Source organism: Streptomyces sp. NPDC053367 (genome assembly GCF_044545925.1).
Lineage (GTDB): Bacteria > Actinomycetota > Actinomycetes > Streptomycetales > Streptomycetaceae > Streptomyces.
The window spans coordinates 138,266-165,088 of sequence record NZ_JBITYN010000007.1 but is presented as its reverse complement, the minus strand read 5'-3'; the positions used below and the strand labels follow the sequence as shown (position 1 = coordinate 165,088).

At 71.0% G+C, this 26,823-nt stretch carries 24 protein-coding genes; 13 read left to right on the top strand and 11 right to left on the bottom strand.

All coding sequences use genetic code 11. From position 1 onward, the window contains the following. Nucleotides 1-33: 33 nt before the first annotated feature. The 7 genes from rsmA (at nt 34) to ACIGXJ_RS20725 (ending at nt 9,815) form a co-directional block, all read left to right on the top strand. On the top strand, nt 34-915 hold the full coding sequence (rsmA, locus tag ACIGXJ_RS20755; RefSeq protein WP_399647340.1) for a 16S rRNA (adenine(1518)-N(6)/adenine(1519)-N(6))-dimethyltransferase RsmA: 882 nt from the start codon (nt 34-36) through the stop codon (nt 913-915). After that, on the top strand, nt 912-1,808 hold the full coding sequence (locus ACIGXJ_RS20750; RefSeq protein WP_399647338.1) for a 4-(cytidine 5'-diphospho)-2-C-methyl-D-erythritol kinase: 897 nt from the start codon (nt 912-914) through the stop codon (nt 1,806-1,808). The genes rsmA and ACIGXJ_RS20750 overlap by 4 nt, the downstream gene beginning before the upstream one ends. Nucleotides 1,809-1,832: 24 nt before the next feature. Beyond that, nucleotides 1,833-3,083, top strand: coding sequence for a hypothetical protein (locus ACIGXJ_RS20745; protein ID WP_399647336.1), 1,251 nt, complete (start codon nt 1,833-1,835; stop codon nt 3,081-3,083). Nucleotides 3,084-3,130: 47 nt separating this feature from the next. Then, nucleotides 3,131-4,939, top strand: coding sequence for an ABC-F family ATP-binding cassette domain-containing protein (locus tag ACIGXJ_RS20740; protein ID WP_399647334.1), 1,809 nt, complete (start codon nt 3,131-3,133; stop codon nt 4,937-4,939). 222 nt (nt 4,940-5,161) lie between these two features. Continuing rightward, nucleotides 5,162-6,979, top strand: a complete 1,818-nt coding sequence (locus tag ACIGXJ_RS20735) for a PQQ-binding-like beta-propeller repeat protein (RefSeq protein ID WP_399647331.1) — start codon at nt 5,162-5,164, stop codon at nt 6,977-6,979. Nucleotides 6,980-7,067: 88 nt separating this feature from the next. Further along, entirely contained in the window at nt 7,068-8,921 is a 1,854-nt protein-coding gene (locus ACIGXJ_RS20730) for a PQQ-binding-like beta-propeller repeat protein (protein WP_399647329.1), read from the top strand. Nucleotides 8,922-9,113: 192 nt separating this feature from the next. Further along, a complete protein-coding gene (locus ACIGXJ_RS20725) occupies nt 9,114-9,815 on the top strand; it encodes a LuxR C-terminal-related transcriptional regulator (RefSeq protein WP_399647326.1) in 702 nt (233 codons plus the stop codon). A 36-nt stretch (nt 9,816-9,851) separates the two neighbouring features. Here ACIGXJ_RS20725 and ACIGXJ_RS20720 read toward each other — a convergent pair whose 3' ends face one another. Next, a complete protein-coding gene (locus ACIGXJ_RS20720; RefSeq protein WP_399647324.1) occupies nt 9,852-10,190 on the bottom strand; it encodes a hypothetical protein in 339 nt (112 codons plus the stop codon). Nucleotides 10,191-10,212: 22 nt separating this feature from the next. Next, a complete protein-coding gene (locus ACIGXJ_RS20715) occupies nt 10,213-11,916 on the bottom strand; it encodes a sodium:solute symporter family protein (RefSeq protein ID WP_399647321.1) in 1,704 nt (567 codons plus the stop codon). A 136-nt stretch (nt 11,917-12,052) separates the two neighbouring features. On the opposite strand from ACIGXJ_RS20715, the gene galT reads away from it, so the two are divergent. From galT to galK, 3 genes are read left to right on the top strand one after another with little or no spacing between them, the layout of a single operon-like run. After that, a complete protein-coding gene (galT, locus tag ACIGXJ_RS20710) occupies nt 12,053-13,114 on the top strand; it encodes a galactose-1-phosphate uridylyltransferase (RefSeq protein ID WP_399647318.1) in 1,062 nt (353 codons plus the stop codon). Continuing rightward, nucleotides 13,111-14,073 carry a UDP-glucose 4-epimerase GalE gene (galE, locus tag ACIGXJ_RS20705; protein WP_399647315.1) on the top strand — a complete coding sequence of 321 codons (963 nt, stop codon included), beginning with the start codon at nt 13,111-13,113 and terminating at the stop codon, nt 14,071-14,073. Before galT ends, galE begins: the two co-directional genes overlap by 4 nt. After that, nucleotides 14,074-15,228: a galactokinase gene (gene galK, locus ACIGXJ_RS20700; protein ID WP_399647312.1), complete on the top strand. Its 1,155-nt coding sequence runs from the start codon at nt 14,074-14,076 to the stop codon at nt 15,226-15,228. Here galK and ACIGXJ_RS20695 read toward each other — a convergent pair. Further along, entirely contained in the window at nt 15,221-15,676 is a 456-nt protein-coding gene (locus ACIGXJ_RS20695) for a GNAT family N-acetyltransferase (RefSeq protein WP_399647309.1), read from the bottom strand. The two genes, galK and ACIGXJ_RS20695, sit on opposite strands and share 8 nt — an antisense overlap. 265 nt (nt 15,677-15,941) lie before the next feature. Here ACIGXJ_RS20695 and ACIGXJ_RS20690 point away from each other — a divergent pair, with 265 nt between their 5' ends. Beyond that, nucleotides 15,942-16,724: a LuxR C-terminal-related transcriptional regulator gene (locus ACIGXJ_RS20690; protein ID WP_399647307.1), complete on the top strand. Its 783-nt coding sequence runs from the start codon at nt 15,942-15,944 to the stop codon at nt 16,722-16,724. On the opposite strand, the gene tamR is transcribed toward ACIGXJ_RS20690, so the two are convergent. Continuing rightward, entirely contained in the window at nt 16,683-17,180 is a 498-nt protein-coding gene (tamR, locus tag ACIGXJ_RS20685) for a MarR family transcriptional regulator TamR (protein WP_399647305.1), read from the bottom strand. The two genes, ACIGXJ_RS20690 and tamR, sit on opposite strands and share 42 nt — an antisense overlap. Before the next feature lie 89 nt (nt 17,181-17,269). Between tamR and ACIGXJ_RS20680 the strand changes: the two genes are divergently transcribed. Beyond that, a complete protein-coding gene (locus tag ACIGXJ_RS20680; protein WP_399647302.1) occupies nt 17,270-18,067 on the top strand; it encodes a trans-aconitate 2-methyltransferase in 798 nt (265 codons plus the stop codon). Between the two features lie 139 nt (nt 18,068-18,206). Here the strand turns inward: ACIGXJ_RS20680 and ACIGXJ_RS20675 are convergent, their stop codons facing one another. Further along, the gene (locus ACIGXJ_RS20675; RefSeq protein ID WP_399647299.1) at nt 18,207-18,881 is read right to left on the bottom strand and encodes a TetR/AcrR family transcriptional regulator; all 675 of its coding nucleotides are present in this window, start codon (nt 18,879-18,881) and stop codon (nt 18,207-18,209) included. Further along, nucleotides 18,878-19,888 carry an acyl-CoA desaturase gene (locus tag ACIGXJ_RS20670; RefSeq protein WP_399647297.1) on the bottom strand — a complete coding sequence of 337 codons (1,011 nt, stop codon included), beginning with the start codon at nt 19,886-19,888 and terminating at the stop codon, nt 18,878-18,880. The genes ACIGXJ_RS20675 and ACIGXJ_RS20670 overlap by 4 nt, the downstream gene beginning before the upstream one ends. A gap of 288 nt (nt 19,889-20,176) precedes the next feature. On the opposite strand from ACIGXJ_RS20670, the gene ppc reads away from it, so the two are divergent. Continuing rightward, nucleotides 20,177-22,906: a phosphoenolpyruvate carboxylase gene (ppc, locus tag ACIGXJ_RS20665; protein WP_399647295.1), complete on the top strand. Its 2,730-nt coding sequence runs from the start codon at nt 20,177-20,179 to the stop codon at nt 22,904-22,906. A 60-nt stretch (nt 22,907-22,966) separates the two neighbouring features. Here ppc and ACIGXJ_RS20660 read toward each other — a convergent pair whose 3' ends face one another. The 5 genes from ACIGXJ_RS20660 to ACIGXJ_RS20640 all read right to left on the bottom strand — a co-directional run bounded on the left by ACIGXJ_RS20660 (nt 22,967) and on the right by ACIGXJ_RS20640 (nt 26,806). Further along, complete coding sequence (locus ACIGXJ_RS20660) at nt 22,967-23,668, bottom strand: LPXTG cell wall anchor domain-containing protein (RefSeq protein WP_399647293.1); 702 nt, start codon at nt 23,666-23,668, stop codon at nt 22,967-22,969. 135 nt (nt 23,669-23,803) lie between these two features. Further along, the gene (locus tag ACIGXJ_RS20655; RefSeq protein ID WP_399647290.1) at nt 23,804-24,256 is read right to left on the bottom strand and encodes a hypothetical protein; all 453 of its coding nucleotides are present in this window, start codon (nt 24,254-24,256) and stop codon (nt 23,804-23,806) included. 64 nt (nt 24,257-24,320) lie between these two features. Next, entirely contained in the window at nt 24,321-24,917 is a 597-nt protein-coding gene (gene pth / locus ACIGXJ_RS20650) for an aminoacyl-tRNA hydrolase (RefSeq protein WP_399647288.1), read from the bottom strand. A 126-nt stretch (nt 24,918-25,043) separates the two neighbouring features. After that, on the bottom strand, nt 25,044-25,640 hold the full coding sequence (locus tag ACIGXJ_RS20645; RefSeq protein WP_399647285.1) for a 50S ribosomal protein L25/general stress protein Ctc: 597 nt from the start codon (nt 25,638-25,640) through the stop codon (nt 25,044-25,046). A gap of 185 nt (nt 25,641-25,825) precedes the next feature. Continuing rightward, nucleotides 25,826-26,806: a ribose-phosphate diphosphokinase gene (locus tag ACIGXJ_RS20640; protein WP_399647282.1), complete on the bottom strand. Its 981-nt coding sequence runs from the start codon at nt 26,804-26,806 to the stop codon at nt 25,826-25,828. Between the last annotated feature and the right edge of the window lie 17 nt (nt 26,807-26,823).

The following is a 26,823-nucleotide window of genomic DNA, read 5'->3' as shown; positions in this document are numbered from 1 at the left end:
AGGGCTGTCGGTGCCTCCCCGTACTCTTGTGCCGTGAGCAGCCCCACCCCCGACGCCCTCCTCGGGCCCGCCGACGTCCGCGAACTCGCGAACGCGCTCGGTGTGCGCCCGACCAAGCAGCGCGGCCAGAACTTCGTGATCGACGCCAACACGGTCCGCCGTATCGTGCGGACCGCCGAGGTCCGGCCCGACGACGTGGTCGTCGAGGTCGGCCCGGGGCTCGGGTCCCTCACCCTGGCGCTGCTGGAGGTGGCCGACCGGGTCACGGCGGTGGAGATCGACGACGTCCTCGCGGCCGCGCTGCCCGCCACCATCGAGGCGCGTATGCCGGGAAGGGCGGACCGGTTCGCGCTGGTGCACTCCGACGCGATGCACGTCACCGAGCTGCCCGGACCGCCGCCGACGGCACTCGTGGCGAACCTGCCGTACAACGTGGCCGTGCCGGTGCTGCTGCACATGCTCGACACCTTCCCGAGCATCGAGCGCACCCTGGTGATGGTGCAGGCGGAGGTCGCCGACCGGCTCGCCGCGGCGCCCGGCTCCAAGGTGTACGGCGTGCCGTCCGTGAAGGCGAACTGGTACGCCGAGGTCAAGCGCGCCGGAGCCATCGGCCGGAACGTCTTCTGGCCCGCACCGAACGTGGACAGCGGACTGGTCGCCCTCACCCGCCGCACCGAGCCGCTGAAGACCACCGCCTCCAAGCGTGAGGTCTTCGCCGTCGTCGACGCGGCCTTCGCCCAGCGGCGCAAGACGCTGCGCGCGGCACTCGCCGGCTGGGCCGGTTCCGCGGTCGCGGCCGAGGCCGCCCTGGTCGCCGCGGGAATCTCGCCGCAGGCGCGCGGGGAGTCGCTCACGGTGGAGGAGTTCGCGCGCATCGCCGAGCACAGGCACGAGCAGGGGGAGACCGACCGGTGAGTGTGACCGTACGTGTCCCGGCCAAGGTCAACGTCCAGCTCTCCGTGGGCGCCGCCCGCGCGGACGGCTTCCACGACCTGGCCAACGTCTTCCTCGCGGTCGGCCTGTACGACGACATCACCGTGACCCCGTCGCCGCAGGGCCTGCGGGTGACCTGTGAGGGCCCGGACGCCGCCCAGGTCCCCCTGGACACCTCGAACCTCGCCGCGCGCGCGGCGATCGAGCTGGCCCGGCGCTACGACCGCACGCCCGACGTGCACATCCACATCGCCAAGGACATCCCCGTCGCCGGCGGCATGGCGGGCGGCAGCGCCGACGGCGCGGGCGCCCTGCTCGGCTGCGACGCCCTGTGGGGGACGGGCGCCACCCGCGAGGAACTGCTGGAGATGTGCGCCGAGCTGGGCAGCGACGTGCCGTTCAGCTTCGTCGGCGGGGCGGCGCTCGGCGTCGGGCGGGGCGAGCTGCTGACCCCGCTGGAGGTCGGCGGCGTCTTCCACTGGGTGTTCGCGGTCGCCGAGCGTGGCCTGTCCACCCCGGCCGTGTTCCGCGAGTTCGACCGGCTCGCCGAGGGCCGCGACATCCCCGAGCCGGCCGCCTCGCCGGAGCTGCTCGCGGCCCTGGCCAAGGGCGACCCCGAGGCGCTGGCCGCCACCGTCACCAACGACCTGCAGCCCGCCGCGCTCTCCCTCTTCCCCGAGCTGGCCGACACCCTGGCCGCCGGGCGCGCCGCGGGAGCCCTGGCCGCCCTGGTCTCCGGCTCCGGCCCGACGACCGCGTTCCTCACCCGCGACCCCGACGCGGCCCAGCGGGTCGCCGGCGCCCTGCGCGCCTCGGGCACCTGCCGCACGGTCCGCATGGCCCAGGGGCCGGCGGAAGGCGCCACGATCAGCTGAGCCCGACCCCACGGAGGCGGCCGGATGGACCACGCTCTTGCGGCCGCCGTGCGCCGCGGCGACGCCGAACAGGTGCGCACCCTGCTGGACGACGGCGCCGACCCGGACACCCCCGACCCCGAGAGCGGACTGCCCCTGCTGTGCACGGCCGTCGCGGCGTACGAAGAACCCGTCGCCGAGGCCCTGAGGGCCGCCGGGGCCGACGCCCTGCGCCCGCTGCCCGACGGCAGCACCCCCCTGCTGCGCGCCCTGGACTCGGGCTCGCCGTGGCTGACGCTCGCCGTGCTGCCCGACCGGGCCGCCTACCCCGGCCCCCTGCGCGAGCAACTGCTGGAGCGCGCCCGCCACTGGGCCCGTACCGGCGCCGAGGCCGAGCTGAGGCGACGGACCGGCCTGACCGAACCGGCCGTACGGACCAGGCTGCACGACACGACCGGCTGCTGGTACGAGCGCCTCGAACTGGGCGGGCTCGCCCTGCACGACGGCCACCTGGCGACCCTCACCGTCCTGGAGACGCGCTTCGGCCTGCGCGTCCCCTTCGACGAGCTGATGGCCCGCGCCCTGGCGTACCCGGACCGCGGCCACCTGGTCTGGTCCCAGGTGATGCACCAACTCGGCCGGAGGCCGAACGAGCGGACCTGGGCGGCGGCGACCCGGCTGAGCGAGAGCCCCGACCCGCTGCTCCGGCTCTTCGCCGCCGACGTCCTGCTGTCCCTGGTCATCGGGGACGTGGGCCGCGGGCGCGACTCGTACGCCGGGCGGGCGGGGCAGCTCGCCCCCTGGGCGCTGCGGGAGCCGGACCCGGCCGTCCTGGACGTCCTGCTCAACGCGCTGACCTGGGCCGACGGCCCGGAGATCCAGGCTGTCGGCCTGGCCTGCCGCGCGCACCCGGACCCCCGGATACGGGCCTGGGTGCCGAACCTGCTGTCCGCGGGGGAGGCTCTCGGCGCGGGCGGCCTCGCCGCCGTGCGCGTCCTCGCCCGTGACCCGGACGCCGGGGTACGCGCGAGCGTGTGCCACTGGCTCTGCCATCAGGGCAGCGGCGAGAGCGCGGTCCCCGGGATCGGGGACATGCTGTGGGACCTCTCGCGGGACGAGCGGCAGCGCATCCGGATCCACGCCGTCGCCGGTCTCGCCAACCGTGACGACCCGCGCTGCGTCGAGGCCGAGGCCCGCATCGGGCCGCTGGAGGAGGGCCTCGCCGACGAGCACCTGCCGCTGCAGGCGGTCTGGCACTACCGGCGGCGCCGCGAGGAGCAGCGAGGCGGGGGCTGACCTCCGACTACTCTGGACGGGCGATCCATCCCCCGGGCAGGAGTGAAATGGCCGTCAACCTGGTCAATGTCGAGAACGTCAGCAAGGTGTACGGCACCCGTGCCCTGCTGGACGGGATCTCCCTGGGCGTCTCCGAGGGCGACCGTATCGGGGTGGTCGGCCGCAACGGCGACGGCAAGACGACGCTGATCCGGATGCTCGCCCGGCTCGAGGACGCCGACTCCGGACGGGTCACGCACTCGGGCGGACTGCGCCTCGGCGTGCTCACCCAGCACGACTCCCTCGACCCGGAGGCGACCGTCCGGCACGAGGTCATCCGGGACATGGCGGACCACGAGTGGGCGGGCAACTCCAAGGTCCGCGACGTCCTCACCGGACTGTTCGGCGGGCTGGACCTGCCCGGCTTCCCCAAGGGCCTGGACACCGTCATCGGGCCGCTGTCCGGTGGTGAGCGGCGCCGTATCGCGCTGGCCAAGCTGCTCATCGAGGACCACGACCTGATCGTGCTCGACGAGCCCACCAACCACCTCGACGTCGAGGGCATCGCCTGGCTCGCCCAGCACCTGCGCGAGCGCCGCTCGGCGCTGGTGTGCGTCACCCACGACCGCTGGTTCCTGGACCAGGTCTGCACCCGCATGTGGGACGTGCAGCGCGGCGCCGTCTACGAGTACGAGGGCGGCTACTCCGACTACGTCTTCGCGCGCGCCGAACGCGAGCGGATCGCGGCGACGGAGGAGACCAAGCGGCAGAACCTGGTCCGCAAGGAGCTGGCGTGGCTGCGCCGCGGCGCCCCGGCCCGAACCTCCAAGCCGCGCTTCCGGGTCGAGGCCGCCAACGAGCTGATCAAGGACGTGCCGCCGCCCCGGGACACCAGCGAGCTGATGAAGTTCGCGTCCTCGCGGCTCGGCAAGACCGTGTTCGACCTGGAGGACGTCACCGTCCAGGCCGGCCCCAAGGTGCTGCTGAAGCACGTCACCTGGCAGCTCGGCCCCGGCGACCGCATCGGCCTCGTCGGAGTCAACGGCGCGGGCAAGACGTCCCTGCTGCGGGCGATGGCCGACGCGGCGCGCACCGACGGCGAGGCGCAGCCCGCGGGCGGCCGCGTCAACGTCGGCAGGACGGTGAAGCTGGCCTACCTCTCCCAGGAGGTCGCCGAACTGGACCCCGCCACCCGGGTCCTGGAGGCCGTGCAGCAGGTGCGCGAGCGCGTCGACCTGGGCAAGGGCCGCGAGATGACGGCCGGTCAGCTGTGCGAGACGTTCGGCTTCAACAAGGAGAAGCAGTGGACGCCCGTAGGCGACCTCTCCGGCGGTGAGCGGCGCCGGCTGCAACTGCTGCGCCTGCTCATGGACGAGCCCAACGTCCTCTTCCTCGACGAGCCCACCAACGACCTCGACATCGAGACCCTCACCCAGCTGGAGGACGTCCTCGACGGCTGGCCCGGCTCGATGATCGTCATCTCCCACGACCGGTTCTTCGTCGAGCGCACCACCGACAAGGTGTACGCCCTCCTCGGCGACTCCACGCTGCGGATGCTGCCGCGCGGCATCGACGAGTACCTGGAGCGCCGCAAGCGCATGGAGGAGGCGGCGGCCGCCAACGCCCCGGCGGCGGCGCCGAAGCCGGCCACCACCGAGAAGAGCGCCGCCGACCAGCGCGCCGCCAAGAAGGAGCTCCAGAAGATCGAGCGGCAGCTCGACAAGATCTCCGAGAAGGAGAGCAAGCTGCACGCGCAGATCGCCGAGAACGCCACCGACTTCGCGAAGGTCGCCGAACTCGACGCCGACCTGCGGGCCTTGGCCGGCGAGCGCGAGGAACTGGAGCTGCGCTGGCTGGAACTGGCCGAGGACGCGTAGCCGCACCCGGCGCGCGCCGCGCGTGAAGGGGGCGTGAAGGCGCGTAACGGCAGCATCACGGCCCGGTCCTCCCTTGGGAACAGGGGTGGAGCCGGGCCCCTTGACTGTCAGGGGTCAGTGATAGAAAGAGCCGTCTGAGAACCGTCTGAGACCGAACGGCTCTGGGTCCATCACGTACCTCAGGGCGTGGCTAAAAATCAGTGAACGAGGGGGAAGACGCTGATGACTCAGCCGCCCGACCAGCCGCCGCAGCCCGGCGGTTTCGGAGCACCGCAGGACCAGCCGCCGCAGCAGCCCGGCTACGGCGCGCCGCAGCCGCCTCAGACCCCGCCCACCCCGCCGGCCCCGCAGCCCGGCTACGGCTACCCGCAGCAGCCCGGCCCCTACGCGCAGCCGGGTCCCTACGGCCAGCCGCAGCAGCCGGGCCCGTACGCCCAGCCGGGCCCCTACGGCCAGCCGCAGCAGCCGGGTCCCTACGGCCAGCCGCAGCAGCCTGCCCCCTACGGCCAGCCCCAGCCGGGCCCGTACGGCCAGCAGCCGGGCTACGGCTACCCGCAGCAGCCCCAGTACCCGGGTGCCCCGGTGCCCTCCGGCGGTGGCTCGCGCAACCCGTTCAAGGGCAAGCCCGCGATGATCATCGGCGCGGCGGTGGCGGCGCTCCTCGTCGTCGGCGGCACGGTGTTCGCGGTGACGAGCGGCGACGACGACAAGGGCGGCAAGAAGAAGCCGGTCGCCCAGAAGAGCGACGACGCCAAGCCGACCGCCACCGACGCGCCGGTCAACCCCGGTGACGGCTCGGGCGACGGCGGCGAGGAGACCACCGACCTCAACGAGGGCCGCAAGCCCGGCGAGGCGAAGGTGCTCTGGTACAAGGAGGCGCCCGACGCCCCCGGTTCGGGCGCCGACGCCAACGGCATGTGGATCAACGACAAGACCGCGGTGAAGGCGGCGTACAAGCAGCTCTTCGCCTACGACGTCGCCGACGGCAAGCCGACCTGGGAACCGATCACCTTCCCGCAGAAGATCTGTGCCACGACCCGGCAGAAGTCGGCCGACGACAAGATCGTCGTGGCGTACATGAGCGGTGCCAGCGACCGCGCCAAGTGCAACCAGCTCCAGCAGGTCGACCTCAACACCGGCAGGCAGGGCTGGAAGGCGGAGGTCGCCGACGGCGCGCTGTTCGACAGTGCGATCACGGTCGAGCTGTCGCTGGCGGGCAACACCCTGATGGTGGGCCGCTCCCAGTCGGGTGTGGCCTACGACGTGCACAGCGGCAAGAAGCTGTACGAGAAGAAGAAGTACGGCGACTCCTGCTACCCGAGCGCGTTCGCGGGCGGCACCCGGCTGATCTCCGTCGCCTCCTGCGACCTCGGCGGTGCCGGCGAGCACGAGGAGCTGCAGGAGCTCGACCCGAGGACCGGCAAGGTCAAGTGGACGTTCAAGTACGACAAGGGCTACCGCATCAACCGGACCCTGTCGGTGGACCCGCTGGTGGTCTACAGCGAGAACGAGGACAAGGACACCTGGAACATCGCCGCCTTCACCCCGCAGGGCAGGATCCGCTCCCAGGTCTCCACCAAGGAGTCCATCGCGCCCGAGTGCGGCTGGGCGATCCTGCAGCGTGATCTGACCGGCTGTCAGGGCGTCGCCGTCGGCGGCGACATGCTCTACCTGCCGACCGAGGCGACCAGCGGGGCGAACGAGATCCTCGCCATCAGCCTGGCCACCGGCAGGGAGAAGTGGCGGGTGAAGTCCCCGACGGACCAGACGATCCTGCCGCTGCGGCTGGAGGGCGGCAAGCTGGTCGCCTACGTCGAGCCGTCGTACGACGCCGGCGGCCAGGTCGTGTCGGTCGCGACCGCCGGCACGACGCACACGCCGGTGAAGGTGCTGCAGAACCCCGAGGGCGTCTCCGGCATCGAGAACAGCTTCTTCTCGCGTGAACTGAACTGGACCGGCGGGCGGCTGTACCTGGCCACGACCCGGCTCACCGGCAACGACGAGGACAAGGAGAAGCTGATGATCGTCTTCGGCAAGTGATCCGGCCCGCCCGTCCGGCGCCCGGCACCCGAGCGATCACACCTCGTCCGCCCGCGCACCCGTTCCGTCCCACCGAGGTACTCACACCATGACGACGCCGCCCCCGCCGCCCGGCCAGCCCCCGCAGGGGGGAGCCCCGCAGGACCAGCCGCCGCAGCAGCCCGGCTTCGGCGCGCCCCAGCCGCCGCAGACCCCGCCGCAGACCCCGCCGCCGCCTGCGCAGCAGCCGGGCTTCGGCGCCCAGACCCCGGCCCCGCAGCCGGGTTACGGCACCCCGCAGCCGCAGCCGCAGCCGCAGCCGCAGCCGCCCGGCTACGGCTATCCGCACGCGGTCCCGCAGCCGCCGCAGACGCCCGCGCCCGGCTACGGCTACCCGGGCCGGCCGAACCCGTACGGCCAGCCCCAGCCGGGCGCGTACGGCCAGCAGCCCGGCTACGGCTTCCCGCAGGCGACGGTGCCCATGGCCCCCGCGGCCGCGGGACAGGGCGGCGGGCGGAGGATCAACGCCCAGCTGGCGATCATCGTCTCCGCGGTGGTGGCGATCGCGCTGATCATCGGCGGCGGTGTCTGGTACGCCAACTCCTCCGACGACGGCGGCAAGAAGGACTCGGCGGGTTCCGGCGGAGGCACCGGCGGCGGTGGCGGCGACGAGAAGGGCGGCTCCGGCGGGGGGGAGGGCGGCGGCTCCGCCAAGGCCACCGAGAAGGTGCCAGCGGACCCCAAGGCGAAGGTGCTCTACCAGGTGCCGATGCCGAAGGTCCGCAAGGACGAGACGGTCGCCGTCGAGGGCTCCTGGCTCACCGACAGCGTGTACGCCAAGAGCGGGGTCGCCGAGATCGTCGGCTACGACCTCGACAAGGGCACCGAGAAGTGGACGGTCGAGCTGCCCGGACCGGTGTGCCACGCCAGCCGGTTCACCAGCGACGACAACAAGGCCGCCGTCGTCTTCCAGCCGAAGATGCCCGCCGTGAGCTCCTCCGAGGGCTGCAGCCAGGTCGCCGCGATCGACCTGGAGGCCGGCACCAAGCTGTGGCAGAAGAGCGTCAAGCTCGGTGACGAGGACATCTTCCTCGACAACGTCACCGTCAGCGGGTCCACCGTCGCCGTCGGCGGCACCAGCGGCGGCGGCGCCTTCGACATCGCCACCGGCAAGCAGCTGTGGGCCCCCAAGGCCACCGACACCTGCTACGACGCCGGTTACGGCGGCGGCCCGAAGCTGGTCGCGCTGCGCAAGTGCGGCCAGTACGGCAACCGCACGCTGCATGTGCAGACCATCGACCCGAAGTCCGGGAAGGTGATCTCCGAGTACAAGATGGACAGCGGCATCGAGTACGCCGGCATCGTCTCCACCGATCCGCTGGTGGTGGCCGCCGAGGTCGGTGACATGGCCGGTGACGGTCCGCAGATCCTGGACTTCTTCTCCATCGACAACAAGACCGGCAAGCTGCGCACCCGTATCTCCGCCTCCGACGAGGACTACGACGGCGAGTGCGAGACGATCTCCCGGGTCGAGGACTGCGCGGGCGTCGTCGTCGGCAACGACCGGCTGTACCTGCCGACCGTGGAGCGCGACTCCACCAACGCGATCGTCTCCTTCGACCTGGCGACGGGCAAGGAGACCGGCCAGCGTGCGGACGCCGGCGAGGAGTACGAGCTGTGGCCGCTGCGGATGGACGGCCCGAACCTGATCGCGTACAAGACCCCGCCCTACGACAGGGGCGGCCAGATCGTCAGCCTCGACGGCGGCTCCTTCAAGGAGACGAAGCTGCTGCAGAACCCGGACGCCGAGCAGATCCGTGACGTGGAGGCGAGCTTCCTGCCCAACCACGCCGAGATCCGTTACGCGCAGGGGCGGCTGTTCATGGCGGACGTGTACGCCAGCACGCTGGGCTCGATCGGCGGCGAGACCGACTACCTGTTCATCGCCTTCGGCGCGAGCTGAGGCCCCCGGCGAGACCCCCGCGAGGCCGCACGAGACCCCGTCCCCCGTCCCGGGACGGGGTCTCGTCCGTGCGGGCCTGGCATTTCCCCGGTTTTTCCCCGATCGGGAGGCACTTCTCGCCGGGAGGGGCAGCGCGATGCCGAGCGAGCCTGTAGCTTCCGGGACATCCACTGGGGGGACTGGGGGGTCTCGATGGGAATGCGGCTCATGGTGGTCGACGACCACCGTCTGCTGGCCGAGGCGCTGGCCTCGGCGCTGAAGCTGCGTGGGCACCGGGTGCTCGCCGCGGCGGCGCCCGCGGCGGGCGCGGCGGAGCTGGTGATCGCGCGGGCGCCGGAGGTGTGCCTGCTGGGCACGGCGACACCGGCGGAGCCGGGGGCGTTCGACCCGGTGGTGCGGATCAAGCGGGAGCGTCCGCAGGTGGCGGTGCTGGTGCTGGGCCCGGTGCCCAGCCCGCGCGGGATCGCGGCGGCCTTCGCCGCGGGTGCCTCGGGGTACGTACGCCACGACGAGCGGATCGAGGGCGTGGAGCGGGCGATGATGAAGGCCCGCCAGGGGGAGGCGGCGGTGGCGCCGCAGCTGTTGCAGGGGGCGTTCGGCGAGCTGCTCAATCCGGCGGCCCAGCCGGACGACGAGGGCCGGCGGTTGCTGGAGATGCTGACGCCGCGTGAGGTGGAGGTCCTGGTGCGGGTCGCGGACGGCGAGGACACCCGGCTGATCGCCGCGGGGATGGGTATCGCGCCCTCCACCGCCCGCACCCACGTCCAGCGTGTGCTGATGAAGCTGGGCGTCGGCTCCCGTCTGGAGGCGGCGGCCCTCGCCGCGCGCACGGGCCTGCTGGACCGGGCGGGCCCGGTCCCGGGAAGACCCCGGGACCAGCACCACCAGCCGTGAGGCCCACGCCGGTCGGTCCGCGCCCGCGGGCGCGCCCTACTCCAGCGGTCCCCCGTCCAGCGGCCCCTTCTCCTGCGGCAGTTCGTCCGGCGGCGGCGGGGCCGTCGGGCGCAGCTTCAGCCAGATCAGGAAGAACAGGCCGAGCAGCAGCATGCCCAGGCCGGTCCAGAGGTTGATGTTGACGCCCTGGGCCTTGTCGATGGCGGCGTCGTCGTCGGTGAGGCCGGTGACGGTGACGATGACGCCGTAGAGGACGAACAGGCCGCCGATGATGCGGCGGATGTCGAACAGGCGGGCGGCGGTGGCCGACCTGCCCTGCAGTTCGGAGACCTCGCGCTGGACGTCCCGTTCGCTGAATCCGTGGTGCTCGGACATAGGTGTGGGACCCTCCCTGGGATCAGAACGAGAACGGGATGTAGCAGGCGGCCGCCAGGATCACCGCGCCCCAGCCGAGCAGCGCGGGCCTGCGGTACCAGGCCTCGTCGCCGGGCGCGGGCGGCTCGGACATGCCGGGGGAGCGGGTGCCGTAGACGAGGCCCTGGAGTTCGTCGGCGGGCTTGGGCTTCGTGAACAGGGACACGGCGACCATGACGACCGCGCCGGCCACGAACCCGGCGATCGCGGAGACGAAGTTGGCGCCCTGGTCGGAGGGGATGTCGATGACGCCCTGCTTGTAGAACCAGAAGTAGTTGACCATCGCGGCGGTGGTGCCCGCGAGCAGCCCCCAGAAGCCGGACTTCATCGACGCGCGCCGCCAGAACATGCCGATGATGAAGACGACGAACATCGGCACGTTGAAGAAGGAGAACAGCGTCTGGAGGTAGCTCATGATGTTGGAGAAGGAGGACGCGAGGAACGCCGTGCCGATGGAGGCGAGGACGCCGATCGCGGTGATGAGCCGGCCGAAGCGCACGTAGTAGCCGTCCTCGCGGCCCTGCACCACGTACTTGGCCCAGATGTCGGTGGTGAAGACGGTGTTGAAGGACGACACGTTGGCCGCCATGCCCGCCATGAACGCCGCCAGCAGGCCGGTCACCGCGATGCCGAGGACGCCGTTGGGCAGCAGTGACTCCATCAGGTAGGGGATGGCGTCGTTGTACTGCAGGTCGGAGCCGGAGGTGCCGATCCTCGGCACGAGCGCGGCCGCGACCAGGCCGGGGATCATCACCAGGAAGACGATGAAGATCTTCGGATAGGCCGCGATCAGGGGCGTGCGCTGGGCGGCGGAGAGGTTCTTCGCGGACAGGGCGCGCTGCACCTCGGCGAAGTTCGTCGTCCAGTAGCCGAAGGACAGTACGAAGCCGAGGCCGAGGACGATGGTCAGCCAGTTGGCGCCGAGCGGGTTGTCGTGGCCGATGCCGGTGCCGCCCCAGGCGGTCATGAAGTCGTCGCCGTGGCGGGCGGTGAGCTTGTCGGACAGCCCGTCCCAGCCGCCGACCGACTTCAGCCCGAGGACGGTGATCGGGATGAGCGCGGCGAGGATGACGAAGAACTGCAGTACCTCGTTGTAGATGGCGGAGGACAGGCCGCCGAGGGTGATGTAGGCGAGGACGAAGAACCCGGCGACGACGATCGCCACCCACTGCGGCCAGCCCAGCAGGGCCTCGACCACGATCGCGAGGGCGTAGAGGTTCACCCCGGCGATCAGGATCGCGGCGCAGGCGAACAGGATCGAGCTGAGCAGGTGTGCCCCTTTGTCGAAGCGCAGCAGCAGGAACTCGGGGACCGAGCGGACCTTGGAGCCGTAGTAGAACGGCATCATCACCAGGCCCAGGAACACCATGGCCGGGATGGCGCCGACCCAGTACCAGTGCGTGGTGTAGACGCCGTATTGGGCGCTGTTGGCGGCCATGCCGAGGATCTCGGTGGCGCCCAGGTTGGCGGCGATGAACGCGAGCCCGGTCACCCACGCGGGCAGCGAGCGCCCGGAGAGGAAGAAGTCGAGGCTGGTCCTCACCGAGCGGCGGGCGGCGAAGCCGATGCCGAGGACGACGACGAAGTAGATCGCCAGGATCGTGTAGTCGAGCCAGTTGGTGGGGAGCCGTAGCTCGGCCGCGAGCGGGAGTGGCTGGTCAGAGGCGTGCTGTGGGGGGATCTGCATCCGGACCTCACCTTGCTTGGTGTTCTTTGTTCGGTTGTGATGGTGACCGGCGTGGGGATTTGTGCTTGGATGTGTTCGGTTCTGTTTGAAGCCTTGCCCTGTGGACACATGGTGCGCGTACGGATGGAGAGTCGCGGTGAAGAAGACCTCGACCCGCTTGGCCGACGGTCGTGAGCTCATCTACTACGACCTGCGGGACGACTCGGTGCGCGACGCGGTGGACCGCCGCCCGCTGGAGCCGACGGTCACCACTTCGGAGGTACGCCGCGACCCGCTGCTCGGCGATGCCGTCGCGATCGCCTCCCACCGGCAGGGACGCACCTACCACCCGCCCGCCGACGAGTGCCCGCTCTGCCCGACCGAGGGCGACCGGCTCAGCGAGATCCCCGACTCGTCGTACGACGTCGTCGTCTTCGAGAACCGCTTCCCCTCCCTCGCCGGCGACTCCGGCCGCTGCGAGGTCGTCTGCTTCACCTCCGAGCACACCGCGTCCTTCGCCTCCTTGAGCGAGGAGCAGGCGCGGCTGGTCCTGGACGCGTGGACCGACCGCACGTCGGAGCTGTCCCATCTGCCCTCCGTCGAGCAGGTCTTCTGCTTCGAGAACCGTGGCGCCGAGATCGGCGTGACGCTGCAGCATCCCCACGGGCAGATCTACGCCTACCCCTTCACCACGCCCCGCACCGCGCTGATGCTGCGCCAGGTCGCCGCGCACAAGGACGCCACCGGCGGCGAGAACCTCTTCGACACCGTCCTGGAGCAGGAACTCGCCGGTGAGCGGGTCGTCCTGGAGGGCGAGCACTGGGTCGCGTTCGTGCCGTACGCCGCGCACTGGCCGTACGAGGTCCACCTGTACCCCAAGCGCCGGGTACCGGACCTGCTCGCGCTGGACGAGGCCGCGCGCACAGACTTCCCCAAGGTCTATCTGGAACTGTTGAGGCGCTTCGACCGGATCTTCGGCCCCGACGAGCCTCCGACGCCGTACATCGCCGCCTGGCACCAGGCGCCGTTCGGCGCCCTGGAGGAGTTCGACGGCGTCCAGCGCGACGACTTCGCACTCCACCTGGAGCTTTTCACCATCCGCAGGACTTCCGGAAAGCTGAAGTTCCTCGCGGGTTCGGAGTCCGGCATGAACGTGTTCATCAACGACATCCGGCCGGAGGCCGCGGCCGAGCGACTGCGAGAGGTAGCGAGTTCATGAAGTACCTGGTGACAGGCGGGGCGGGATACGTCGGCAGTGTGGTCGCCCAGCACCTGCTGGAGGCGGGCCACGAGGTCACCGTCCTCGACAACCTCTCCACCGGCTCGCGCGAAGGGGTCCCCGCGGGTGCCGCCTTCGTCGAGGGCGACATCCGCGACGCCGCCAAGTGGCTCGACCCCTCCTTCGACGCGGTGCTGCACTTCGCCGCGTTCTCCCAGGTCGGCGAGTCGGTGGCGAAGCCCGAGAAGTACTGGGACAACAACGTCGCCGGCACCATGGCGCTGCTCGGCGCGATGCGCGAGGCGGGCGTGCGCAAGCTCGTGTTCTCCTCCACCGCGGCCACCTACGGCGAGCCCGAGCAGGTCCCGATCACCGAGACCGCGCCGACGAGGCCGACCAACCCCTACGGCGCCTCCAAGCTCGCCGTCGACCACATGATCAGCGGTGAGGCCGCCGCCCACGGCCTGGGCGCGGTCTCCCTGCGCTACTTCAACGTCGCCGGCGCCTACGGCGACCGCGGAGAGCGCCACGACCCCGAGTCGCACCTGATCCCGCTGGTCCTCCAGGTCGCCCAGGGCCGCCGCGAGGCCGTCTCCGTCTACGGCGACGACTACCCGACCCCGGACGGCACCTGCGTCCGCGACTACATCCATGTCGCCGACCTCGCCGAGGCCCACCTGCTGGCGCTCGGGGCGGCCACCCCGGGCGAGCACCTGATCTGCAACCTCGGCAACGGCAACGGCTTCTCCGTGCGCGAGGTCGTCGACACCGTCCGCAAGGTGACGGGCCACCCGATCCCCGAGGTCGTGGCCCCCCGCAGGGCCGGCGACCCGGCCGTGCTGGTGGCGTCCGCCGAGACCGCCCGCGAGCGCCTCGGCTGGACCCCGTCCCGCCCGGATCTCGCCGGTATCGTCGCCGACGCCTGGCAGTTCGCACAGCACATCGCAAGGGAGTCCTAAGTGGGGGCAGTTGAGGTCCGGGACGGCTTCACCGCACTGTACGGGGCCGAGCCCGAAGGGGTCTGGTCGGCGCCCGGCCGGGTCAACCTGATCGGCGAGCACACCGACTACAACGACGGCTTCGTGATGCCCTTCGCGCTGCCGCACACCGCCGTCGCCGCGGTCTCCCGCCGCACGGACGGCATCCTCCGGCTGCACTCGGCCGACATCGACGCGGGCGTCGTCGAACTGCGCCTGGACGCGCTGCGGCCGCAGTCCGACAAGGAGTGGACCGCGTACCCGGCGGGCGTGGTGTGGGCGCTGCGGGAGGCCGGGCACCCGGTCACCGGCGCCGACATCCACCTCGCCTCCGCCGTCCCGGCGGGCGCGGGCCTGTCCTCGTCGGCCGCCCTGGAGGTCGTCGTGGCGCTCGCCCTGAACGACCTGTACGAACTGGGCCTGCCGCCCTGGCGGCTGGCCCGGCTGTGCCAGCGCGCCGAGAACGTCTACGTCGGCGCGCCCACCGGCATCATGGACCAGACCGCCTCCGCCTGCTGCGAGGACGGCCACGCCCTGTTCCTCGACACCCGCGACCTGGCGCAGCGGCAGATCCCCTTCGACCTGGCCGCCGAAGGCATGCGCCTGCTGGTCGTCGACACGCGCGTCAAGCACGCCCACAACGAGGGCGAGTACGGCAAGCGCCGCGCCGGCTGCGAGAAGGGCGCCGCCCTGCTCGGCGTGGACGCCCTGCGCGACATCGCCTACGACGACCTGGACGCGGCCCTCGCGCGGCTCGGGGACGAGGAGGAGGTGCGCCGCCTGGTGCGCCACGTCGTCACCGAGGACCAGCGCGTCGAACGCGTGGTCGCCCTGCTGGAGTCCGGCGACACCCGCGCCATCGGGCCGCTGCTCACCGCGAGCCACGTCTCGCTGCGCGACGACTTCCGCGTCTCCTGCCCTGAGCTGGACCTGGTCGTCGACACGGCGCTGGCCGCCGGCGCGCTCGGCGCCCGGATGACCGGCGGCGGCTTCGGCGGCTCGGCGATCGTGCTGGCCGGGGCCCCGGACGTCGACACCCTCACCAAGGCCGTCGAAGAGGCCTTCGCCGCGGCCGGGTTCACCGCGCCGCGGGTGTTCGAGGCGGTGCCGTCGCCGGGGGCCCGGCGGATCAGCTGAGCCGCTTGGTCAGGGTGTACTCGGTGATCCCCGGCGGATAGTCGGGGATCACGCACACCACCTCGTAGCCCTGCTTCTTGTAGAACTCCGGCGCCTGGAAGTCCCAGGTCTCCAGCCGGGCCGCCCGGCAGCCGCGCTCCTCGCGCGCGATCCGCTCGGCCTCCGCCAGCAGCCGGGCCCCCAGGCCCGTACCACGGTGGCGTTCGTCCACCCACAGCAGCGCCACATGCAGCCAGCTCGTCCAGGTGTGCCCGACGAGCCCGCCGGCCAGTTCGTCCGCCGCGTCCGTCGCCCACAGGTGCAGCGGCTCCTCGCGCTCCTGCGGGGTGCCGCGCAGCGCCCGCAGGACCGGCGAGGCCGCGGTGTTGGTGTCCCGCAGCCGTGAACCGAGCAGATCACGCCGGGCCTTGTCGACTTCCGCCTCGATACGAAACATGCGGCTCACCATAAACGCGTCCGACGGCCAGTTCTGCAAATAGCCTTCCGCTCCCCGCCGCCGTCCGTACCCTGTTGAAACAAGCACCGGTGGGGGCCGGTGCCGTTCAGGGGGCGAGGGAAAACCGGGTACGACGCCCGAAGTGGGGGTAGCAGTTCCGCACGGCGTCGGTCGCGCGGCGGTTCACGCTTCGGGCGCCGCACCCGTGCCTGTCGTAGTTCTCCCGGCCTTGGGGTATCCCCTGCTCCCGACGAGGGAGCGCGGGGAAGGGGGTTTCGTGGTACGCATCCGAGTCCTGGTCGTCGACGACCACCGCATCTTCGCCGAGTCGCTCGCCGCCGCGCTCGCGGCCGAGCCGGACGTCGACGTCTCCGCCGCCGGCAGCGGCCCGGCCGCGCTGCGCTGCCTGGAGCGCGCGGCCGGCGAGGGGCGCCGCTACGACGTGCTGCTCGTCGACGCCGACCTGGGCGGCACGCCGGGGGTCAGGGCGGGGGCGCCGGTGCAGCCCGTGGCGTCGCTCCGCGAGAGCGGCGAGGACGGCACGGGCGACGGGATCTCGCTGGTCGCCGGGGTGCGCACCGCCCACCCCGGCGTGCGGACCGTCGTCCTCGCCGAGCGCGACGACCCGCGGCGGGCCGCGCTCGCCCTGCAGTCGGGGGCGTCGGGCTGGGTCGCCAAGGACTGTTCGCTGTCCCGGCTGCTGACCGTCATCCGGGGCGTGCTGCGCGACGAGACGCATCTGCCGCCGGCCCTGCTGACGGGGGTGATGCGCGAGCTGACGGCCGCGCGCAAGCACCGCACCGAGAGCGAACGCCTGGTGGAGTCCCTCACCCCGCGCGAGCGCGAGGTGCTGCGCTGCATGGTCGCCGGGCTGGGCAGGAAGGCCGTCGCCGAGCGCCTGTTCCTCTCCCCGCACACCGTCCGCACCCATATGCAGAACGTCCTCGGCAAGCTGGGCGTGCACTCGACACTGGCGGCGGTCGCGCTGGCGCGGCGGGCCGGGGTGGGACCCGTGGACCTAACCGGGGATGTTGTCGAACGGGGCGGTCAGCTGGCGTAGCAGGGCGGCCAGTTCACCGCGCTGGGCCCGGGACAGCTCGGCGAGGATCGCCCGCTCCTGGTCCAGCAGTCCGGCCAGCGCCTGGTCGGCGCGGTCGCGGCCCTCCTCGGTGAGGCGCACCAGCACACCGCGCCGGTCGCTGGGGTCGGGCAGCCGCTCGACCAGGCCCTTCTTGGCGAGCCTGTCGATGCGGTTCGTCATCGTGCCGGAGGTGACCAGCGTCTGGGTCAGCAACTGCCCCGGTGAGAGCTGGTACGGCGTCCCGGCGCGCCGGAGCGCGGTCAGCACGTCGAACTCCCAGGGCTCCAGGCTGTGCTCCGAGAAGGCCAGCCGGCGCGCCCGGTCCAGATGCCGGGCCAGTCTGCTCACCCGGCTGAGCACCTCGAGCGGTTCCACGTCGAGGTCCGGGCGCTCCCGGCGCCACGCTGCGACCAGCCGATCGACCTCGTCCTCCATGACGATCAGTGTAGTGGTTGTGTCGATGTGAAGTCTCTTGATGTGAAGTCTCTTGACGTCGAGAGAGTCGGGGCGGGAAGGTGGAGACCATGACGACACCGACGCCACCGACCTGGGACCCCGCGCAGTACCTGCGCCACGCCGGCCACCGGGCCCGCCCCTTCGCCGACCTGCTCGCCCGCGTCCCGGACCTCCCCTCGGCCCGCCCCCGCATCGCCGACCTCGGCTGCGGCCCCGGCAACGTCACCGCCCTCCTCGCCGGCCGCTGGCCCACCGCCCGCATCACCGGCTACGACAACTCCACCGAGATGCTCGACCGCGCGCACGTCGAGCACGCGGGCGAAAACCTCGACTTCGCGCACGCGGACGTCCGCACCTGGCTGCCCGCCGAGCCGCACGACCTGATCATCAGCAACGCCACCCTCCAGTGGGTGCCGGGCCACGCGGACAGGTTCCCGGACTGGATCGCGGGCCTGCGCGACGGCGGCACCCTCGCCTTCCAGGTCCCCGGCAACTTCGACGCCCCCAGCCACCGCCTGATGCGCGACCTGGCCGACCGCCACGGCCTCGCCGGCACCCTCCGCCACCAGGACGCGGTGCTCACCCCGGCCGCCTATCTGTCCCGCCTGGCCGACCTGGGCTGCGCGGTGGACGCCTGGGAGACGACGTACCTCCACGTCCTCCAGGGGCAGGACCCGGTCCTGGACTGGGTCAAGGGCACGGGCCTGCGCCCGATCCTGACAGCGCTCGCCGACGACCCCGAGACCCGCGACGCCTTCCTGAACGACTACCGCCAGGCCCTGCGCGAGGCGTACCCGGCGACACCCCACGGCACCCCGTTCCCGTTCCGCCGCGTGTTCGTGGTGGCGCGGAAGGAGGGAGGCTGATGCTGACCGAGTTTCTGGAGCCGACGGGAACGTGAGACACCTCGCGTGCCGGCCGAGCAGCCGGCAACGCGCCGAAAGGGGCGCGGGGAACTGCGCGACCAGCCACCACGGTGCCGCACGGGCCACCACCGGCCGGAGGTCAGCTCTTGCGGTGCCCGATCAACCGCGGCTTCGGCTCCAGCCCGTCCAGGCCGTGCCACGCCAGGTTCACCAGGTGCGCCGCCACCTCGGCCTTCTTCGGGCGGCGGACCTCCAGCCACCACTGGCCCGTCAGGGCGACCATGCCCACCAGCGCCTGGGCGTACAGCGGGGCCAGCTTCGGATCGAAACCGCGGGACTTGAACTCCTTGCCGAGGATGTCCTCCACCTGGGTGGCGATGTCGGAGATCAGCGAGGCGAAGGAACCCGTCGACTGGGGGATCGGCGAATCACGCACCAGGATGCGGAAGCCGTCCGTGTACTCCTCGATGTAGTCCAGGAGGGCGAAGGCCGCCTGTTCCAGCAGCTCCCGGGGATGGCCGGCCGTCAGCGAGCCCGTCACCCCGTCCAGCAGGCGCCGCATCTCGCGGTCCACCACCACCGCGTACAGCCCCTCCTTGCCGCCGAAGTGCTCGTACACCACCGGCTTGGACACCCCGGCCCTCGCCGCGATCTCCTCCACCGACGTGCCCTCGAAGCCCTTCGCCGCGAACAGGGTGCGCCCGATCTCCAGCAGCTGCTGGCGGCGCTCCGCACCGGTCATCCGGGTACGGCGCGTCCGCCGCGGCTTGTCATTGCTGGAGGTGCTGGAGTCGGTCGCCACGGCGTCAATCATGCCGCCCCGGCCGTCACCTTCCGCCGCCGGGAGCCGTCCTCACCGCCGTTACGACGCGAATCGATACGCGAGCGTGACGGCCAGCGCACGTCGTACGCCCAGCCCAGCTGCTCGAACCAGCGGATGATCCGGGCCGAGGAGTCCAGCTGGCCCCGCATCACACCGTGCCGCGCCGCCGTCGGGTCCGCGTGATGCAGGTTGTGCCACGACTCACCGCACGACAGCACCGCCAGCCACCACACGTTGCCCGAACGGTCCCGCGACTTGAACGGCCGCTTGCCCACCGCGTGACAGATCGAGTTGATCGACCACGTCACGTGATGCAGCAACGCCACCCGCACCAGCGAGCCCCAGAAGAACGCCGTGAACGCGCCCCACCACGACATCGTCACCAGCCCGCCGATCAGCGGCGGCAGCGCCAGCGACACCACCGTCCACAGCACGAACGTCCGGGAGACCGCCCGCAGCGCCGGGTCCTTGATCAGATCCGGGGCGTACTTCTCCTGCGGAGTCTGCTCCTCGTCGAACATCCAGCCGATGTGCGCCCACCACAGGCCCTTCATCAGCGCGGGCACCGTCTCGCCGTAACGCCACGGCGAATGCGGGTCACCCTCCGCGTCGGAGAACCTGTGGTGCCGGCGATGGTCCGCCACCCAGCGCACCAGCGGACCCTCCACGGCCATCGACCCCGCGATCGCCAGCGCGATCTTCAGCGGGCGCTTGGCCTTGAACGACCCGTGCGTGAAGTGACGGTGGAAACCGATCGTGATCCCATGGCAGCCCAGGTAGTAGAAGAACACCAGCAGGCCGAGATCCAGCCAGCTCACGCCCCATCCCCAGGCCAGCGGCACCGCCGCCACCAGCGCCAGGAACGGCACAACGATGAACAGCAGCAGCGTGATCTGCTCGATCGAACGCTTCTGCTCCCCGCCGAGAGTGGCGGAGGAAGCGACAGTGTCGTCGGGCGCCTTCTCAGCGTCAGCGATCACATCGGAACTAGTGGTCATACGCGTCCCCTAGGGGGTCGAGGTTCTGGGCGATGCCGAGCTGCGGGAACCCGCACTCTTTCCTACGGTTCCGTAACCTACGGCATCGTAAGTATGGCAGCGTGCCGCCTTGCGGCAAGAGCCCGTGGGCCTGCGCGTTCCGACGCCACCTATCCTGGAGGCGGTCGGACAGCGCGGTCCGCTCTGTAGTTTTTTCCCGGACGTCCGGCCCGCAAGCGGTGCCACCGCGGCGACGCCCGTCCGGGTTCCCCTCCCAGACGAGCTTCAACACTGCAAGGAGCCGCACCTGTGAGCAGTGCCGACGACCAGACCACGACCAGCAGCGAGCTGCGCGCCGACATCCGCCGACTGGGCGACCTCCTCGGTGAGACACTCGTCCGCCAGGAAGGCCCCGAGCTCCTCGAACTGGTCGAGAAGGTACGCCGCCTCACCCGAGAGGACGGCGACGCCGCCGCCGAGCTGCTGCGCGGCACGGAACTGGAGACCGCCGCCAAGCTCGTACGCGCCTTCTCCACCTACTTCCACCTGGCCAACGTCACCGAACAGGTCCACCGAGGCCGCGAACTGCGCGCCAAGCGCGCCGCCGAGGGCGGACTGCTCTCCCGCACCGCCGACCGGCTCAAGGACGCCGATCCCGAACACCTGCGCGAGACCGTCCGCCACCTCAACGTCCGCCCGGTCTTCACCGCCCACCCCACCGAAGCCGCACGCCGCTCGGTCCTCAACAAGCTCCGGCGCATCGCCGCGCTCCTGGAGACCCCGGTCATCGACTCCGACCGGCGCCGCCACGACACCCGCCTCGCCGAGAACATCGACCTCGTCTGGCAGACCGACGAACTGCGCGTCGTCCGCCCCGAACCCGCCGACGAGGCCCGCAACGCCATCTACTACCTCGACGAACTCCACGCCGGCGCCGTCGGCGACGTCCTCGAGGACCTCACCGCCGAACTCGAACGCGTCGGCGTCACCCTCCCCGACGACACCCGCCCCGTCACCTTCGGCACCTGGATCGGCGGCGACCGCGACGGCAACCCCAACGTCACCCCCCAGGTCACCTGGGACATCCTCATCCTCCAGCACGAACACGGCATCAACGACGCCCTGGAGACGATCGACGAACTGCGCGGCTTCCTGTCGAACTCCATCCGCTACACCGGCGCCACCGACGAACTCCGCGAATCCCTCCAGGCCGACCTCGACCTCCTCCCCGAGATCAGCCCCCGCTACAAGCGCCTCAACGCCGAAGAGCCCTACCGCCTCAAGGCCACCTGCATCCGGCAGAAGCTGGAGAACACCAAGCAGCGCCTCGCCAAGGGCACCCCGCACGAACCGGGCCGCGACTACCTCGGCACCAGCGAACTGCTGAAGGACCTCACCCTCATCCAGACCTCGCTGCGCGCCCACCGCGGCGCCCTGTTCGCCGACGGCCGGATGAACCGCACCATCCGCACCCTCGCCGCCTTCGGCCTCCAGCTCGCCACCATGGACGTCCGCGAACACGCCGACGCCCACCACCACGCCCTCGGCCAGCTCTTCGACCGCCTCGGCGAGGAATCCTGGCGCTACGCCGACATGCCCCGCGACTACCGCACCAAGCTCCTCGCCAAGGAACTGCGGTCCAGAAGGCCCCTCGCGCCCACCCCCGCCCCCGTCGACGCCGCCGGAGAGAAGACCCTCGGCGTCTTCCAGACCATCAAGCGGGCCCTGGAGGTCTTCGGACCCGAGGTCATCGAGTCGTACATCATCTCCATGTGCCAGGGCGCCGACGACGTCTTCGCCGCCACCGTCCTCGCCCGCGAGGCCGGCCTCCTCGACCTCCACGCCGGCTGGGCCAAGATCGGCATCGTCCCGCTCCTGGAGACCACCGACGAGCTCAAGGCCGCCGACACCATCCTGGAGGAGATGCTCTCCGACCCGTCGTACCGCAGGCTCGTCGCCCTGCGCGGCGACGTCCAGGAGGTCATGCTCGGCTACTCCGACTCCTCCAAGTTCGGCGGCATCACCACCAGCCAGTGGGAGATCCACCGCGCCCAGCGCCGCCTGCGCGACGTCGCCCACCGCTACGGCGTACGCCTGCGCCTCTTCCACGGCCGCGGCGGCACCGTCGGCCGCGGCGGCGGCCCCTCCCACGACGCCATCCTCGCCCAGCCCTGGGGCACCCTCGAAGGCGAGATCAAGGTCACCGAACAGGGCGAGGTCATCTCCGACAAGTACCTCATCCCCTCCCTCGCCAGGGAGAACCTGGAACTCACGGTCGCCGCCACCCTCCAGGCGTCCGCCCTGCACACCGCCCCCCGCCAGTCCGACGAGGCCCTCGCCCGCTGGGACGCCGCCATGGACGTCGCCTCCGACGCCGCCCACGCCGCCTACCGCCGCCTCGTCGAGGACCCCGACCTGCCGACGTACTTCCTCGCGTCGACACCCGTCGACCAGCTCGCCGACCTGCACCTGGGCTCGCGGCCCTCCCGCCGCCCCGGCTCCGGCGTCTCGCTCGACGGACTGCGCGCCATCCCCTGGGTGTTCGGCTGGACCCAGTCCCGGCAGATCGTCCCCGGCTGGTTCGGCGTCGGCTCCGGCCTCAAGGCCCTGCGCGAGGCCGGCCTCGACACCGTGCTGGAGGAGATGTACGAGCAGTGGCACTTCTTCCGCAACTTCATCTCCAACGTCGAGATGACCCTCGCCAAGACCGACCTGCGCATCGCCGGACACTACGTCGACACCCTCGTCCCCGATGAGCTCAAGCACGTCTTCGACACCATCCGCGCCGAACACGAGCTCACCGTCAACGAGGTCCTCAAGGTCACCGGCGAGGACGAACTGCTCGACGCCCAGCCCGTCCTGAAGCAGACCTTCGCCATCCGCGACGCCTACCTCGACCCCATCTCCTACCTCCAGGTCGCCCTCCTCAAGCGCCAGCGCGACGCCGCCGCGGCCGGCGAGCAGCCCGACCCGCTGCTCTCCCGCGCTCTGCTGCTGACCGTCAACGGCGTGGCGGCCGGCCTGCGCAACACCGGCTGATCCCGCCCAGCACGAAGGGCGGCACCCCACGAGGGTGCCGCCCTTCGTCATGTCCCTACGTCAGCTCCGGCCGGCCCTGCGACGGCGCAGGAACAGCAGACCGCCGCCGACGGCCACCAGCGCCGCCGCGACACCCGACAGCAGCCCCACCGGCGCACCGTTGCCCGTCTCGGCCAGGTCGCCCTCGCCGGACGTGCCGCCCTGCGGGGACCCCGACGCCCCGGGAACCGCCTCCGACGACCCCGGCGACGGGCTCGCCGACGCCGACGAGGACGGGGACGGGGCCGGGGACTCGGACGAGCCCGCCGACTGCGACGGCTCGGCCGACGGCGACGAACCGCCCGGACCGCCCTCCTCGTCCTCGCAGTCGGCCCAGAAGACCTTGTGCTTGGCGGAGCCGTTCTCACCCTCGAAGTTCCAGAACAGCTTGTAGTGGCCGTCCGGCAGGGTCATGTCGTCCGTACGGCCGTGACCCTCGCCGTCCAGGGCCAGCGAGCCGGACTCGACCGTCTCGCCCTTGTTGGTGCTCGGCGGGATCGCGTCGATGTGCCAGTCCACCTGCTGGACACCGTCGAACCCGAAGGCGTCCAGATAGAACGAACACACATGCGGCTCGTTCCTCTTCAGCTCCTCACCGGTCGAGGCGTCATGGATCTTCACCGTCCCGTTGTCACCGGACGGAGTGGCATGAGCGGAAGGACTCGCGAACAGGGCGGCCACGGCGACAGCGCACACGGCGCCGACACGAGGGAAGGTACGCATGGGGGGGTCCATCTTCGAGAAGGGAACGGGAAGATGTGGAGGGGGCGGCTCAGCCTCCAGCCGAACGCCTGACCAGGTCAATCACAAAGAGGCAACGCTTGAGGTCTCCACAGACATGGAGAACGGCGAAAACCCTCAGACGGTCACGAACGCCGCCGTCAGCAGCGTCAGCCCCGCCCCCGCCATCACCCACGCCGCCCGCGTCCGCCGCAGCCCGCCCGCGACCACCACCGACGCCAGCAGCAGCGCACCCCCCAGCGGAACCCACGCGTACAGCACCCCGGCCGGCCCCGACCGCACCGCACTGTCCTCACCCGGCTTCACCACGACCGTGTACGTGCGGCCCCGCTCCACCGCCACGGTGTCCTCCACCCGCACACTGCCCCGGGCCAGGGACCCCGGCGACAACGGCGTGAACGGACCCGAACAGGACCGCTCACCGCAGTCCGTCACCTCGACCGTGCCGACCTCACGGCCCTTGGTCAGCATCACGTACTGAGCCGTGCCCCACGATGCCCACACACCCGCGATCAGGATCAGCACCGTGACGACACCCATGGCAGCGACCCGGGCAACCGCAGAAAACATGGCCGCGATCCTTGGCCATGCCTGCACGGCCAGTCAACCGCGCCGGGGCCTTCCGACGCCAATGTCAGGAGTTGTACGTCCCCTGAGCACGCTCCAGCCCCTCGATCACCAGACACTCCACCGCGTCCGCCGCCCGGTCCACGAAGTAGTCCAGCTCCTTGCGCTCCGCAGACGAGAAGTCCTTCAACACGAAATCCGCCACCGGCATCCGCCCCGGAGGCCGCCCGATCCCGAACCGCACCCGGTGATAGTCCGAACCGAACGCCTTCGTCATCGACTTCAACCCGTTGTGCCCGTTGTCCCCGCCACCCAGCTTCAGCCGCAGCGTCCCGTAGTCGATGTCCAGCTCGTCATGCACCGCCACCACATGACCCACCGGCACCTTGTAGAAATCCCGCAGCGCGTTCACCGGCCCGCCCGAGAGGTTCATGTACGACATCGGCTTCGCCAGGATCACCCGCCGGTTCGACGGCCCCGGCGGACCGATCCGCCCCTCCACCACCTGCGCCTGCGCCTTGCCGGCCCGCTTGAACTTCCCCCCCAACCGCTCGGCCAGCAGATCCACCACCATGAACCCGACGTTGTGCCGGTTCATCGCGTACTCCGGTCCGGGATTGCCGAGCCCGGCGATCAGCCAGGGGGCACTCGGGTCGGTCGTCACGTCCGTCTCCTTGGATACGCCACAGTTCGGGGGTGCCGCAGCTCAGGTCCGCCACAGCTCGAATACGCCGCAGCCGCCGCTCCCCGCGGGAAGCGGCGGCTGACGACACAACGGCAGAGCTCAGGCTCAGGCCTCCGCGGCCTCTTCACCCTCGGCGCCCTCGCCCGCCGGGGCCTCCTCGGCCTGCGCGGCCAGCACCTGCAGAACGACCGTGTCGCCCTCGACGTTCAGCGAGACACCCTTCGGCAGGGTGATGTCCTTGGCGAGGATCGAGTCACCGGCGGACAGACCCTCGACGGACACCGTCACCTGCTCCGGGATGTGCGTGGCCTCGGCCTCGACCGGCAGCGCGTTCAGCACGTGCTCCAGCAGGTTGCCACCGGCGGCCAGCTCGCCCTCGGCGACGACCGGGATCTCGACCGTGACCTGCTCGCCACGCTGGACCAGCTGAAGGTCGACGTGCTCCAGGAAGCCCTTCAGCGGGTCACGCTGCACGGCCTTCGGGATCGCCAGCTCCTGGGTCTTGCCGTCGATGTCCAGCGCGATCAGGACGTTCGGCGTACGCAGCGCCAGCAGCAGGTCGTGACCCGGCAGCGTCAGGTGCAGCGGGTCGGAACCGTGACCGTACAGAACACCGGGAACCTTGTTCTCACGACGGATACGTCGCGCGGCACCCTTGCCGAACTCGCTGCGCGTCTCGGCGGCGATCTTCACCTCGGACATGTTCACTCCTCGTTAGCTAGGAAACGGACGTGGTCACCCGGCCACGAACGGCCTGCTACGAAGAGCGCGTCGATAACGGACCGCCGTACACACGAGTACGGCCTCCCTCGCCGAGCAACTTCAGCAGTCTACTCGGAGAGGGAGGCCGCACCCAAAACGATCACAGCAGGGGCTGTGCAGAACCCTTACTGCTCGTCGAACAGGCTCGTCACCGAACCGTCCTCGAACACCTCACGCACCGCACTCGCGATCGTCGGAGCGATCGACAGCACCGTCAGCTTGTCCAGGTCACGCGACAGCTCACCCGGCGTCGGCAGCGTGTTCGTGAACACGAACTCACTCACCCGAGAATTCTTCAGCCGGTCCGCCGCCGGACCCGACAGCACACCGTGCGTCGCGGTGACGATGACATCCTCGGCACCATGCGCGAACAGCGCGTCCGCGGCCGCACAGATCGTGCCACCCGTGTCGATCATGTCGTCGACCAGCACACAGACACGGCCCTTGACCTCACCCACGACCTCGTGGACGGTCACCTGGTTCGCCACATCCTTGTCACGCCGCTTGTGCACGATCGCCAGCGGCGCACCCAGCCGGTCACACCAACGGTCCGCGACCCGCACCCGGCCCGCGTCCGGCGACACGACCGTCAGCTTCTCCCGGTCCACCTTCGCACCCACGTAGTCCGCCAGCAGCGGCAGCGCGAACAGATGGTCCACCGGACCGTCGAAGAAGCCCTGGATCTGATCCGTGTGCAGATCGACGGTGAGGAGCCGGTCCGCACCCGCCGTCTTCATCATGTCCGCGATCAGACGCGCCGAGATCGGCTCACGACCACGGTGCTTCTTGTCCTGCCGCGCATAACCGTAGAACGGCACGATCACCGTGATCGAACGAGCCGACGCACGCTTCAACGCGTCGATCATGATCAACTGCTCCATGATCCACTTGTTGATCGGAGCCGTGTGGCTCTGGATCAGGAAACAGTCCGCACCACGCGCCGACTCCTGATACCGCACATAGATCTCGCCGTTCGCGAAGTCGAAGGCCTTCGTCGGGACGACCCCGACACCCAGCTGTTGGGCGACCTCCTCGGCAAGCTCGGGGTGGGCGCGGCCGGAGAAGAACATCATCTTCTTCTCGCCGGTCGTCTTGATCCCGGTCACAGCACTGTCTCCTCAGA